We start from the raw sequence: 13,445 nt of genomic DNA, 5'->3' as shown, positions 1-13,445 counted from the left end.
AGAAGCTTATGAAAATCAGCGAAAACTGGCTTAGACAATGGGTCAATCCCACTAATTCATCTGCCGAATTGGGCGAACAGCTTACCATGCTTGGCTTAGAATTGGACGGCATGGAGCCTATCGCCCCCATGTTTGGTGGCGTGGTTGTGGGACAGGTCATCACCTGCGACAAACATCCCGATGCCGACAAATTAAGCGTAACGACCGTCAATGTTGGCACCGACACCCCCCTACAAATCGTCTGCGGGGCAAGTAATGTACGAGCAGGACTAAAAGTAGCGGTTGCCACAGTCGGGGCAGAGTTACCGCCCCCAAGCACAAGTCAGGATGACAAGCCCTTTAAAATCAAAAAAGGCAAACTGCGTGGCGTGGAGAGTCAAGGTATGCTTTGTGGTGCGTCCGAGCTTGGTCTCATTGATGAGATAGACGGGCTTTTGGAGTTGGACGATGATGCCCCGATTGGTGTCAATGTACGAGATTATTTGGGGCTTGACGGACAGATTTTTGATGTGGCAATCACGCCCAACCGTGGCGACTGCCTAAGCGTGCTTGGCTTGGCTCGTGAGATGAGCGTGGCAAACCGCCTGCCCCTAAACCGCCCACAGATAAGTCAAACCGCCCCCACATTGGATAAGACGGTAAATGTCAAGGTGGCGGATGCGACCGCTTGTCCACGCTATCTTGCCCAGTACATCGGTAGCATTGACCGCACCGTAAAAACCCCCAAATGGCTCAAAGACAATCTTATGGCAAGCGGTCTGCGTACCCATAATTTTTTGGTGGACGTAACCAACTTTATCCTATTAGAACTCGGTCAGCCCCTGCACGCATTTGACGCTGATAAAATCGTGGGAGCGATTACGGTACGCCTTGCCAATCAAGGCGAAACGGTGGAACTGTTAAACGAGCAAACCATTACCCTAACAGGTGATGAGCTTGTTATCGCTGATGACGTGGGCGTGCTTGCACTGGCAGGGATTATGGGTGGGTCTCGCTCGGCGGTGTCGGACAGCACAACCAACATCGTGTTAGAATCGGCTCATTTTAATCAGCTAAACATCGCAGGGCGTGCCAGACGCTTTGGTTTGCACACCGATGCCAGTGCCAGATTTGAGCGTGGGGTGGATTTTGACTTACCAAAAATCGCCCTTGACCGTGCCACGACCTTGATAGCAACCATTGCAAACGGTCAAGTCGGACAAATCACCATGGCAGAGAGCGTGGCAGATTTGCCAAAACGTGAGCCTGTGCGTGTGCCATTTGACAAGGTAGAAAAACTGCTTGGCGTGGCGTTGTCTGCCGATGACATCACCGACTTATTAAACCGCCTAGAAATCCATACCACGTTTGACGGTACGGCATTTGTCTGCCAGCCCCCAAGTCATCGTTTTGACATCAGCATATCCGAAGATATTATTGAAGAGATTGCCCGTGTGTATGGCTATGACAACATCGCCCCACGCCTGCCACAGTTTGCGGTGGACATGAGCTATGACGATACGGCAGATTTGACCCATACGCTTAAATTAACCCTTGCCAAACAGGGCTATTTTGAAGCGGTGAGTTTTAGCTTTTGTGATGACAAATTAGAACAACTGCTCCACGATGACAAATTGGGCGAGATTTTGCCCCTTGCCAACCCAATCTCATCAGAGCTTGCGGTCATGAGACGTACGCTACTGTCTAGCCTACTGCCTATCGTGAGCCACAACCTAAACCGCCAGCAAGCGGACGTACGACTGTTTGAGACGGGTTTGTCATTTGTTGGTAAAGACGTGGCAAGTTTGGAGCAAATCCCAAGCCTTGCTATCATCGCCACAGGACGGGCAACCGACAGCATTCATGGCGTGCGTACGGTGGACTTTTTTGACCTAAAAGCGGACGTGGAGAGCCTACTGCCACGCCACGCCACGCCCCATTATGAGCGGGCAGATTTGGCGTTTTTGCATTCAGGGCAAAGTGCGTATGTGTCGGTGGGTGGTGAGCGGATTGGCTATTTTGGGCAGTTGCACCCCAGTATCAGCACCGCCTTAGATTTGCCGACGGTGTGGGTGGCTCAGTTTGAGCTTGATAAACTCATCAATCTGCACTGCACCGCCCTTGATGTCGCCTTGCCAAGCAAATTCCCAAGCGTTCGCCGTGATTTGGCGTTTTTCGTGGATAAGGATTTGGCATGGCAAGACGTGGCAGATGTCGTGCGTGATGTGGCAGGCGAGCATTTGACAGACGTTGCCTTGTTTGATGTCTATCAAGGCGACAAACTGCCCGAAGGCAAAAAATCATTGGCGTTTGCCATGACCTTACAAGACACCACTCGTACCCTGTCTGATGATGAGATTAAGGCTCTTATGGATAGGGTGATTGTGGCATTGACCGACAAATACCAAGCACAACTGCGTGATAGCTGATGTATTGACTTATCAGGGGCGAATGTGGTTCGCCCTAACCCAAACAGTCATTGATTAGCAATGCCGATTTTAATTTAATTTTAAAAGGATAACACATGGCAACCTTAACCAAAGCAGACATGGTAGACCATTTGACCATTCGCCTGCGTATGACTCGCCAAGACGCTCGCAAATTGGTGGATACCTTTTTTAGTGAGATTAGCCAAAGTTTGGCGGACGGTAAAGAAGTCAAGCTCTCAGGCTTTGGCAACTTTGAATTAAAAGACAAAAAGTCCCGCCCCGGTCGCAACCCCAAAACAGGGGAAGTTATCCCTGTCAAGGCTCGCCGTGTCGTTACCTTTAAGGCAGGGCAAAAGTTTCGCCGTCAAATTGATGTGAAATAACAGCGTCAATTTTAAAAATTTGCAAAAATAAAAGGCGGATACGCCCCAACCAAGCCCCAATGATTGGGGCTTTTTGGTGTGTTATATAGGGCAGATGGCGATTTGTTCACACATACGCATGATTTGCTTATACACAACCAAGGCATAACTTACATAAGCACACAAAGCGGTACATAAATTTACTTGGTAAATGGGGCAGAACTTGTTAAAGTAAGACATCACGATTTAGGGCGCGCCTATCATTGATAACATCTTTATAAAATAAGATGAAAACTTGACAATTTCAATCAATTTTTGCATGAAAAATGGCTAAATCTTGTGGCTCGAAGGCGAAAACTTGTTTGATAGAACGACTATCAAACTTCACTTTTTCCTTGAAAAACGTGCGATTTTTCTCATTTTTCATTGCAAATACCAACGGCAGGCACGCCCTAGTGATAAAGCAATTTTAACTCATTGATAAATAAGGACAATCCCATGAGCGACACCCAAACCCACATTGACACCATTGGCGAGTTGGTCAAAGACATCAAATTTACCATGATGACAACCGTTACCGCAGACGGACATTTGCACGCCTGCCCCATGACAACCAGCGAGTTTGATTTGGCTAAAAAAGAGATTTGGTTCATCGCTGACGCCAGCACCCAAACCGTTGCCGACATCAAGGCAAACCCACAGGTCAATCTGTCCTACACCGCCCAAAATAACAAAGACTATCTGTCTATCAATGGCAAAGCCGAGTTGGTCGCCAACCCTGCCAAACTCGATGAGCTGTGGTCGCCCACGTACAGTGCCTTTTTTGCCAATGGCAAAGATGATGCCAATGTACAACTCATCAAAGTCGTCCCCAATGGGGCAGAATACTGGCTAAGTGGCAACAGTGTCGTTAATATGTTCAAACTAACAGCGTCTGCCATTACAGGCGGTAAGGTTGCCGATAGCTTGGGCGAGAATGCGTCTGTGCGTTTTTAAGATGAATTTATTAAGATTAATTTAACAGTTCATTAAACCCAAAAACAAAAACCCATGCCAAAACATGGGTTTTTGTCCATTTTTGCAATAAAAACATCACAGCTCGCCAAATTTGCGTTTGGCTTTTTTCTCTTGGCGTTTGGCAAAGAACACTTCTTCGACCGCTCGTTTTTTGTAGGGCTTTTTCACGCCGTCTCTACCGCCAAATTTTGCCGTCTCTCTGCTGTCCTTGCGTTTGTCATCACGCCATGCACGCTCGCCTTTGTAGGTATTATCACGTTGTCCAAATTCACGGCTGTTTTCACGGGCATAACTTTCGTACCTATTTTCACGGCTGTTTTCACGGGCATAGCCAAAAGATTTGGACTTATCTTGGCGATAGTCTCTGTCTTGGCGAGTACGTCTGTCGTCTCTATCGCCAAAACGCTCTTGGTATGGCTTGGCAAAACGCTCATCACGTCCGCTCTCGCCACGCTCATATCGCTCTGTGCGGTATTGGCGTTCACGGTTTGGTCTGTCGCCTTGTCGGTCATAAGCCTGCTTATCATAAGCCTGTCTGTCATGACCGCCAAATGATGACCGCCCTGAACGAGTGCCGAACTCTGCTCTCTCGCCACGCCCAAAACCACGACCGCCCGAGCGACCATAACGCTCGCCACGTCTGCCACGCCCTTCACGTCTGCCGTCTTTGTCTTTGGCACTTGGGGCGGGACGTTTGGGTTCTAGTCCTGCAACCACTTCTTCTTTCATTTCACGGTTTAGATAGCGGTTGATGTGTCCGAGCTGACGTCTGTCGTCCATGCTACATAGGTTCATGGCGACCCCTGTCCGCCCTGCTCGCCCACAGCGACCAATGCGGTGTACATAGTCTTCGACTTGGCGGGGTAAATCATAGTTCACCACATGGCTAATGGCAGAGATGTCAATGCCACGAGCGGCGACATCGGTGGCAATCAAAAAGTTACACTTGCCCGACTTGACATCGCTGATGATACGGTTACGCTTGCCTTGTGGCAAATCGCCGTGCAGGTAGCGAGCCGATAATCCTGCTTCGGTGAGCGACTCGGCAAGCTGTTCGGTACTGCGTTTGGTGGCGGTAAAAATCACCGCTTGGTTAATCTCGGGGTTGTTTAGAAGTTCAATCAAAATCTTGTTTTTGTGGTGAAAATCATCACAAAAATACACGCTCTCATCGATATGAGCCGACTCAACTTTGATAGAGACACGCTCAGGATTCACGGTAAAGCTCTCGGCAATCTTACCAACCGCTCCGTCCCACGTCGCTGACGACATCACAGTTTGGCGTTCGCTTGGGGCGGCTTCCAAAATCGTCTTAATGTCATCGGCAAAACCCATGTCCAGCATACGGTCAGCTTCGTCCAGTATCAGCGTGTCAAGCTCGGACAAATCCACACGTCCGTCATTCATGTGGTCAATCAAGCGACCGGGGGTGGCGATGACAATCTGCACGCCCTTACGCAAGGCACGAATCTGTCCGCCATACGGAGCTCCGCCAACCAATGGCACGCTAAAAATCCCACGCATTTCACTGCTGTATTTACGCACGTTGTCCTGCACCTGCATGGCAAGCTCTCGGGTGGGGGTCAGTATCAGGACTTTAATGGCGGTCTTTTGGTGGCGATTGTGTGATTTTTGGCTAAACTCGCTGGATTTTTCGGCAGGTTTTGGCTGGGCTAATTGGTGCAAAATCGGCAGGACAAACGCCGCCGTTTTGCCCGAGCCTGTTTGGGCAGACAATAGCAAATCACGTCCGTCTATGGCGTGGGGGATTGCCCCTGCCTGAATGGGCGTGGGCGTGGTATAACCTGATTTGGTTAGGGCTTTTAAAATGGGTTTGGCAAGTTGCAACTGCTCAAACGTTAAGCTGTTTTGCTCTTTTTGCTCGGTGGGTTGTTCGCCTGTTTGCTCATTTTGTGGGGCAAAATCTTGTTGGTGTTGGGTTGTCATAAATAACCTTGATGTCATGATGTTGATAATAATCGCTGGCTTGGCGAACGTGGTTAGGTTTTTAAAATGTCTATTTAAAAAAATCTTAAACCCCAATCTCAACTTGTATAAGTGATTGATTTATCAAAGGCGAATTGCAATTCGCCCCTACACCCAAAAAATAATTATGGGACAATCAATAAGTTACCATGTTAAATTGAGAAAGAAGTATCTTAAAAAGTCATCTAAATGGCAAAGGATAACCCTTGCCAAACCCAATCATGTTTTACAAAAACACCGAAGACAATTCATACTGCCAACAGTTTGCCATTGGTTTTATAATCAAAACCAATCTTGACAAAATCAGCAATCATGATGATAAGAAGTACACAGAAGTCATTTTAGACGTGCCATTTTAATTGTATTAAAAAATAAACAATGGCAATTTGCATTTTTCTGATATATTTATCATTAAACGTAATGATGAAATATCCAAACGCCCAGAAGTATAAAACGAACTTAACTCGTTCTTAAACACATTTGACGGCAAAACCGTCCTAGCCTACGATGTGGCTTATTATATATTATAATATGAATAGAAAATAAGCAGGTTCAGCGATGTTTTGGCAAATTATTTTACCAAAGAGAACCATTATACCACAGTTTTTGGCAAAGTAGGCAGGAAATTTTGGTAAATTTTAGGGGTTTTTGGCTTTTAAAAATGCCCCGAAAATGCAATAATAGTGTTTTATCATTGGCATTGTTTAATGCAAGATGTTTTTTAAAACATGGACATCCACCCAAGAAACTTTAAAATTACTACAAGTACAATAATGTTTGGATGTAGGGGCGTGCTGTGCACGCCTTGTGTAGTAATGCCATCAAAGGGTATGCTCAGCACACCCCTACAAACCCATGGTGGATATCAAGTTGGTTGGGTGTATAGGATGAAACGCAACGCTCAAATAAATGCGTTGATAGGATAAATCACAATCCACCCCAACAAATCCGCCCAAAGACATGATTGATGACAATGCCTATATATTTTATCAAACAGTGATTGAAAGTTTAGATTAAAGGACATGACGTGGTACAGATTCGAGACAGCTTGCCCCTGCTGACAGGCAAAGACTCAGGCGACAGTGCAAGCCTAGCAGCAAGCCTTGTGGCAGACCAATTACACCCCGATTTTCAGGCACAGCTTCACAGTCAAAAACTCACCACCACCCACGACCACAGCCACGCCACCGACACGCCTGCCAAGATTAGCGAGACGGACATCGATGTCGCCCAGTGGCTATCTAATGTCGCCCAACGTATCGGCAAAGATGAGTTGCCCCTGCTCAAAAAAGCCTGCCAATTTGTACAAGTACAATCATCCAAACCCCATAACTCTCGCTCGGGAGCGTATGTGACGGGCATTGGCATGGCGGACATTTTGGCGTATCTGTTCCAAGATGAAAACGCACTGGTCGCCGCCATGCTCTATCGCTCGGTACGGCGTGAACTGATTGGCATGGACACCATCGCTCATGAGTTCGAGGCGGACATCGCCCATCTCATCGAAGACACGCTTGCCATGGGGCGACTGTCTGAGGCGATAGAGGGCAACAAACGGCTTGAAGATTATTTTGAAAATAACAACCGTGAACAGCTATCCACCATATACAGCATGCTCATTAGCACCACCAATGACGTGCGGGCGGTGCTCATCAAACTTGCCGAGCGTACCTTTGCCATGCGTGAGCTGTCCTTTGCCACACCCGACCGCCAAAAGCGAGTGGCTCGTGAGGTCATGACCATCTACGCTCCATTGGCTCATCGCCTATCCATCGCTCAGCTAAAATGGGAGTTAGAAGACCTAGCCTTTCGCTATCTTGCCCCCGATGAGTACAAACGTATCGCCAGTCTGCTTGCCCAAAAACGGAGCGAGCGTGAGTGCTACATCGAAGAAGTCAAGCAAACACTCACCGATGAGCTAAATCGGGTCGGCATCAAATGCGAAGTCTCAGGGCGTGTCAAACACATCTACTCTATCTATCGCAAGATGATAAAGAAAAACCTATCCTTTGACCAACTCTATGACATCAGAGCCTTGCGAGTACTGGTCAACACCAACGCCGAATGCTATCACACCCTAGGCGTGGTGCATGGACTGTGGCGACACGTCCCCGAGCAGTTTGATGACTACATCACCAACCCCAAACCCAACGGCTACAAGTCGCTACACACGGTCGTCATCGCCCAGAACCGTACCCTAGAAGTGCAGATTCGCACCTTTGACATGCACTTTGAGGCGGAGCTTGGCAAGGCGTCGCACGTCAATTATAAAGAGGGCTTAAAGGGCAAAACAGATGACTATCTCACCGCCAAAATCAGCTCGCTAAGACAGCTCTTAGGCGGAGACAAAAGCGAGAGCGACGAGATAGAGCTTGATAACCTTGATAACGTCCAACAAATCTACGTGTTTAGCCGAGACGGAGACATCACCGAGCTGCCCAAAGGGGCGACCGTGCTTGACTTTGCCTACTATGTGCATACCGAAGTTGGCAACCGTGCCCAAGGGGCAAGGGTAAACGGGCGTTATGTGCCACTGACCCATCAGCCCAAAACTGGCGACCAAGTGGAGATTATCACCAAATCAAGCCGTGAGCCGAACCGTGACTGGCTTGTCTCATCGCTCGGCTACATCCACACCAATCGTGCCAAATCCAAACTACGTCAATGGTTTAATAAACAAGACCGTGACAAAAACATCGAAACGGGCAAAGCCCTGCTACTGCGTGAGTTAGAGCGACTAAGCGTGGCGGTGTCGGGTGTGGATCTTGGTGTGCTGTGCCGAGAGCTGGACTATAAGGGCGAAGATGAGCTGTATCTTGCCATCACCATGGGCGAGATTGGAGTTAGCCAAATCTCAGGCAAAATCATCAAGGACTTGAACCTAAGCACGCCCAATGTCAGCGAAACGCACATCGAATCCAAACCCCAAACTCGCCCCAACAAATACAAGATTGACGTGCATGGGCTTGACAATGTCGAGATACACCTTGCCAAATGCTGTAACCCCGTGCATGGCGAACCCATCACAGGCTTTATCACGCTCATGAATGGGATCAGTATCCACAGTAGCGACTGCGTGGAGCTGTCACGGCTCGCCCAAAAAGAGCCCGAGCGGGTCGTCTGTGCCGACTGGCAAGCGGAGTTTGGGCGGTATCAGCCTGTCTGTGTGGTCGTGGACGCTCACGCCACTGACGGACTGCTTAGGGATTTGTTTAATGTCATCGACCGTGAGAAAGTCAATATCCAACGTGCCGAGACAGTCTTTGATGATGGCATGGACGCTCAGATGAAATTCTTTGTGGAAGTGGCAGGCATTGAGCATTTGTCTCGTCTGCTTGCAAAAATCGAGCAACAGCCAAGCGTGGTCAAGGCAAGGCGAAGTGTGGGTTAAGATTTAGAGCGTGCCTACCCTAAACACTTGACCATAAAAAACGGTTCATGCGATTGAACCGTTTTTTGTTTGATGATTGGGAAAATTAATGGATGATTTCCAAAATCTTGTCAAATCATTTTGGTGCAGGTGCGTTCAGCCATTTTTGAGAAATCTCATCAAGCTTACCATTGGCTTTAATCTCATCAATGCCTTGATTGATTTTTTCAAGCAGTTCGGTGTTGTCTTTGTGCATAATCATGACAACATCGTCATTACCTTCTTTTTCATCGGCATAATAAGGCGAGATGGTGGTTTTGACATCAGGGTATTTGGTGGCGGTATATTGGAGTATGGTTTGGTCTTGGACGATGGCATCATATTTGCCCTGTACCATGCCTTGGAACATCAAATAAGTACTATCAAGTGTATCTAATGATTTGGTTGTTCCCATCTCTTTTAGGTCTTTTTCGTGGAATGAACCGCTACCAACCGCCACATTCATGCCTGCCAAATCCTTGTAGCTGTTAATGGTCAGCTCAGGTTTGATGTGCATAATCGCTGATGGTGTTGAAAAATAAGACTTAGAAACACCATATTTAGACGCACGCTCATCAGTATAACCCATGACCGCAATTACCAAATCATAGTTTTTGGCATCCAATCCTGACAGTAAGTCGCTTGGAGAGATGACAATCGGATCAACCTTAAATCCTTGGGATTGACCCACCGCTTGCATGATGTCATACTCTAATCCTATGAGCGAACCTTTTTCATCTTTAAAAGTAAACGGCTCATCAATGCCTGTCATCGCCACGTGTACCACAGGAGCGTCCACTGGTAGGTCATTGGCAGACTCAGGGGCAGGCGTGGACTGACTGGTCGTGGCACTGTCAGCAGGTTTTGGTTCAGGAGTGGGAGCTTGCTGATTACAGCCGAACAAGCCAATTGCCATCGGCAGGGCAAAAAGATAAGATTTTCTCATAATAACGTCCTTGGAGTAAAAAATAAAAAATAGCAATATGTTTACTTAGCGTGCTTGATACACTCTGTGGCATATGGTACCGCATCCAGTCGCCCTTCTTCTATCTCTTCACCGCACTCACTGCATTCGCCATACAAGTCGTTTTCAATGCGAGACAAAGCGACATTGACTTTGGCAAGGTTTTCTTGGGCTTCGATGAGCAAATTTTTACGCATATCATTCTCTTGGGCGGCAACAGCTTGGTCATCCCAATGATGTCCTAGCTCATCTTGGGGGTGTTCTAGGTGGTTGGTAATTTTGTCAATGCGGTATTCATACTCTGCTTTTAGGGCAAGCAAATCGGCTTTGTGTTTGTTGATGTCCATGATAGCTCCTAATGGCTAATAAAACCTAATGGCTTAATAAAATAAGGGATTTGGGTAGGGCGTGCCTGCCTTTTGTATTTGCAATGAAAAATGAGAAAAATCGCCCGTTTTTCAAGGAAAAATGAGAAAAATCGCCCGTTTTTCAAGGAAAAAGTGAAGTTTGATAGCCATTCTATCAAACGAGCTTTTGACGATGAAAAACAAGATTTAGCCATTTTTCATGCAAAAACGATTAGTTTTTTCTAAAATATTTCTATATTGTAAATAGTGTTATAAAGGGTAGGCACGCCCTATTAGATTAGCACAAATTTAGGGTGTTGGGTAGGGATATTTTTAGCCTCCTGACAAATAGCCATTTTTTATTAAGTTTGCTACAATACCCCAAATTTTTTATTGACACCACACCATGAAAACCGATTTTGACACCCGCTCCATTGCCGAATTTACCGAATCTGCCTACCTAAATTACGCCATGTACGTCATCATGGACAGAGCCTTACCGCACATCGCTGACGGCTTAAAGCCCGTTCAAAGACGTATCATCTACGCCATGAATGAGTTAGGACTTCGCCATACCGCTAAGCCCAAAAAGTCCGCCCGCACCGTGGGCGACGTGCTTGGCAAATACCACCCCCACGGCGATACAGCGTGCTATGAAGCCATGGTGCTTATGGCACAGCCGTTTAGTTATCGCTATCCGCTTGTCATGGGGCAAGGCAACTGGGGCAGTCCTGACGACCCCAAATCCTTTGCCGCCATGCGATATACCGAAGCCAAGATGAGCAATTACGCCAGCACCCTGTTGTCCGAGCTTGGCGAAGGTACGGTGGATTTTATCCCCAACTTTGACGGCACGATGAGCGAGCCTGCCACGCTCCCTGCTCGCTTGCCAAACATCTTACTAAACGGCACCACAGGCATTGCCGTGGGTATGGCGACCGACATTCCGCCCCACAATCTCACCGAGACCGTCAAGGCGTGTATCAAGCTCCTAAAAAACCCCGACATCACCACAGCCGAGCTATGCAAAACGGTGCTTGCCCCTGATTTGCCGACATCTGCCGAGATTATCACGCCAAAAGATGAACTTGTCAAAATGTACGAAACAGGGCGTGGCAATTACAAAATGCGAGCAACTTATCACATTGATAAACAAGACAAAAACACCGTCATCATAGACGCTCTGCCCTATCAAGTCTCAGGCTCAAAAATCATTGAGCAGATTGCCAAACTCATGACCGACAAAAAACTGCCGTGGGTCAATGACATCAATGACGAATCCGACCACGAGAACGCTTGCCGCATTGTCATTGAGTTTAAGCGGGGCAAGGTTGAGATTGACAAAATCATGGCTCATCTGTTTGCCACGACCGACCTAGAAACGTCCTATCGGGTCAATATGAACATGATTGGGCTAAATGGCAAACCCGAAGTCAAAAATTTAAAACAAATCCTATCCGAATGGCTCTCATCACGCCGTAGTGTGGTGCTAAGACGTTTGCAGAACCGCCTTGATAAGATTGACAAACGCTTGCACATCTTGGCAGGTTTGCTCATTGCATATTTGCACATTGATGAAGTCATTCACATCATTCGCACCGAAGACGACCCCAAGGCGGTCTTGATGAGCCGTTATGGGCTGTCCGATACCCAAGCGGACGCCATTCTTGACATCAAACTTCGCCAATTAGCCAAATTAGAAGAGATTGAACTCAATGCCGAACAAGATGAATTACAAAAAGAGCGAGCTATCATTGCCGAGCAAATGAATAACCCCGATAGCCTAACAAACCTACTCATAGACGAGCTAACCGCCGACATGAAAACGCATGGCGATAAACGCAAATCGCCTGTCGTGGAGCGTGAAGAGTCTGTCGCCATCAAAGCGTCCGAGCTGACCCCGAGCGAGAGCGTAACTGTCATCATCTCAAAGGCAGGCTGGATTCGCATGGCAAAAGGGCATGAGATTGACCCTGTCGCCCTAAACTTTCGCACAGGCGATGAGTACGCCACGCACGCCCTTGGCAAGACGGGGGAGCGACTCATCATGCTTGACAACATGGGGCGTAGCTATGGGCTAGACACGGCAAGTCTGCCGTCCGCTCGTGGGCAGGGTGAGCCGATTAGCAGTATGCTTAATTTGGTAAATGGCGTAAAAATTGAGCAAGCCCTATTTGGCAGTTATCCCATTATCCTAGCCAGCAGTCAAGGCTATGGCTTTATCACCGACACCAAAGGGCTAGACACCGCCCAAAAAGCAGGTAAAGCGGTGGTCAATCTGGGCGAGGCGACCCTGTTGCCATTTGCCCCTGTGGACAACGCCACGCACATTGCGGTGGTGAGTAGTGGCGGAAATCTGCTTATCTTTAACCGTGATGAATTGCCCGTACTGGCAAAGGGCAAGGGCAACAAACTCATGAGCCTAAAAGACAACGAAACGCTGGTGGCAGTGTGTGCCTTAGCTGACACGGACAATCTCATCATTCGCACCAATAAGCGTACACTTACCCTAAAACCTGCCGACTGGGCAAGCTATCAGGGCAAACGTGCAGGGCGTGGCGGAGCATTGCCAAAGGGGTTTTTGAGTGTGGTGGGGATAGGCGTGGAGCGTGTGGAAAAAGCAGAAAAAGTGGAGAATTAGGCATTTTGTGGGGTGTGTATCACACGCTTTTAAATGAAAGATATTCAATAAAGGGTAGTAGTCTAAAAAGTATGCTGAACTAGGTTTTCCGTTCACCCTGAGCCTGTCGAAGGGCAGGAAAACCGTTATGGTTCGACAAGCTCACCACGAACGGTTTTCCTTGTAGCATACTTTTTGAACCAGAACCCAATAAAGATATATTTTAAAATTTGAACGTGCAGGGGCGAATGATATTCGCCCTTGTGAAATTATCAAATTTAGGTTGTTTTATTGTATAAAAAAAGTGCGTGGTATGTACCCTACGCCTACCA

11 protein-coding genes are annotated in these 13,445 nt (G+C 47.5%); 7 read left to right on the top strand and 4 right to left on the bottom strand.

The genetic code is table 11. The annotated features are described in order from the left end of the window. Window positions 1–8: 8 nt before the first annotated feature. Together pheT and IM753_RS02505 are read left to right on the top strand one after the other, a co-directional pair. On the top strand, window positions 9–2,408 hold the full coding sequence (gene pheT, locus IM753_RS02510) for a phenylalanine--tRNA ligase subunit beta (protein WP_065256029.1): 2,400 nt from the start codon (window positions 9–11) through the stop codon (window positions 2,406–2,408). Window positions 2,409–2,503: 95 nt separating this feature from the next. Next, window positions 2,504–2,791: an integration host factor subunit alpha gene (locus IM753_RS02505; RefSeq protein ID WP_062500822.1), complete on the top strand. Its 288-nt coding sequence runs from the start codon at window positions 2,504–2,506 to the stop codon at window positions 2,789–2,791. A 283-nt stretch (window positions 2,792–3,074) separates the two neighbouring features. Here the strand turns inward: IM753_RS02505 and IM753_RS13190 are convergent, their stop codons facing one another. After that, window positions 3,075–3,197 carry a hypothetical protein gene (locus tag IM753_RS13190; protein ID WP_255518623.1) on the bottom strand — a complete coding sequence of 41 codons (123 nt, stop codon included), beginning with the start codon at window positions 3,195–3,197 and terminating at the stop codon, window positions 3,075–3,077. A 71-nt stretch (window positions 3,198–3,268) separates the two neighbouring features. Between IM753_RS13190 and IM753_RS02500 the strand changes: the two genes are divergently transcribed. Continuing rightward, on the top strand, window positions 3,269–3,766 hold the full coding sequence (locus tag IM753_RS02500; protein WP_065256030.1) for a pyridoxamine 5'-phosphate oxidase family protein: 498 nt from the start codon (window positions 3,269–3,271) through the stop codon (window positions 3,764–3,766). 96 nt (window positions 3,767–3,862) lie between these two features. On the opposite strand, the gene IM753_RS02495 is transcribed toward IM753_RS02500, so the two are convergent. Beyond that, window positions 3,863–5,734, bottom strand: coding sequence for a DEAD/DEAH box helicase (locus IM753_RS02495; RefSeq protein ID WP_227713053.1), 1,872 nt, complete (start codon window positions 5,732–5,734; stop codon window positions 3,863–3,865). Between the two features lie 245 nt (window positions 5,735–5,979). Between IM753_RS02495 and IM753_RS02490 the strand changes: the two genes are divergently transcribed. Both IM753_RS02490 and IM753_RS02485 read left to right on the top strand, forming a co-directional pair. Beyond that, window positions 5,980–6,132, top strand: coding sequence for a hypothetical protein (locus IM753_RS02490; RefSeq protein ID WP_156065109.1), 153 nt, complete (start codon window positions 5,980–5,982; stop codon window positions 6,130–6,132). Window positions 6,133–6,800: 668 nt separating this feature from the next. Continuing rightward, window positions 6,801–9,164 carry a RelA/SpoT family protein gene (locus tag IM753_RS02485; protein WP_194108581.1) on the top strand — a complete coding sequence of 788 codons (2,364 nt, stop codon included), beginning with the start codon at window positions 6,801–6,803 and terminating at the stop codon, window positions 9,162–9,164. A gap of 115 nt (window positions 9,165–9,279) precedes the next feature. On the opposite strand, the gene IM753_RS02480 is transcribed toward IM753_RS02485, so the two are convergent. Together IM753_RS02480 and IM753_RS02475 are read right to left on the bottom strand one after the other, a co-directional pair. Continuing rightward, window positions 9,280–10,128: a transporter substrate-binding domain-containing protein gene (locus IM753_RS02480; protein ID WP_194108580.1), complete on the bottom strand. Its 849-nt coding sequence runs from the start codon at window positions 10,126–10,128 to the stop codon at window positions 9,280–9,282. Window positions 10,129–10,169: 41 nt separating this feature from the next. Next, on the bottom strand, window positions 10,170–10,496 hold the full coding sequence (locus IM753_RS02475) for a TraR/DksA family transcriptional regulator (protein ID WP_065256033.1): 327 nt from the start codon (window positions 10,494–10,496) through the stop codon (window positions 10,170–10,172). Between the two features lie 87 nt (window positions 10,497–10,583). Between IM753_RS02475 and IM753_RS02470 the strand changes: the two genes are divergently transcribed. Continuing rightward, window positions 10,584–10,739: a hypothetical protein gene (locus tag IM753_RS02470; RefSeq protein ID WP_194108579.1), complete on the top strand. Its 156-nt coding sequence runs from the start codon at window positions 10,584–10,586 to the stop codon at window positions 10,737–10,739. A gap of 160 nt (window positions 10,740–10,899) precedes the next feature. After that, window positions 10,900–13,134, top strand: coding sequence for a DNA topoisomerase IV subunit A (parC, locus tag IM753_RS02465; protein WP_194108578.1), 2,235 nt, complete (start codon window positions 10,900–10,902; stop codon window positions 13,132–13,134). The last annotated feature ends 311 nt before the right edge of the window (window positions 13,135–13,445 follow it).

Origin of the sequence: Moraxella sp. K127 (genome assembly GCF_015223095.1) — a bacterium.
Lineage (GTDB): Bacteria > Pseudomonadota > Gammaproteobacteria > Pseudomonadales > Moraxellaceae > Moraxella.
Note: the sequence above shows the minus strand (reverse complement) of the source record. Positions and strands in the feature narration are given on the sequence as shown.

What these genes read in the sequence shown, in the direction of transcription:
- pheT (WP_065256029.1), top strand. Translation starts at nt 9, where the DNA reads ATGAAAATCAGCGAAAACTGGCTTAGACAATGGGTCAATCCCACTAAT.
- IM753_RS02505 (WP_062500822.1), top strand. Translation starts at nt 2,504, where the DNA reads ATGGCAACCTTAACCAAAGCAGACATGGTAGACCATTTGACCATTCGC.
- IM753_RS13190 (WP_255518623.1), bottom strand. Translation starts at nt 3,197, where the DNA reads ATGAAAAATGAGAAAAATCGCACGTTTTTCAAGGAAAAAGTGAAGTTT.
- IM753_RS02500 (WP_065256030.1), top strand. Translation starts at nt 3,269, where the DNA reads ATGAGCGACACCCAAACCCACATTGACACCATTGGCGAGTTGGTCAAA.
- IM753_RS02495 (WP_227713053.1), bottom strand. Translation starts at nt 5,734, where the DNA reads ATGACAACCCAACACCAACAAGATTTTGCCCCACAAAATGAGCAAACA.
- IM753_RS02480 (WP_194108580.1), bottom strand. Translation starts at nt 10,128, where the DNA reads ATGAGAAAATCTTATCTTTTTGCCCTGCCGATGGCAATTGGCTTGTTC.
- IM753_RS02470 (WP_194108579.1), top strand. Translation starts at nt 10,584, where the DNA reads ATGAGAAAAATCGCCCGTTTTTCAAGGAAAAATGAGAAAAATCGCCCG.
- parC (WP_194108578.1), top strand. Translation starts at nt 10,900, where the DNA reads ATGAAAACCGATTTTGACACCCGCTCCATTGCCGAATTTACCGAATCT.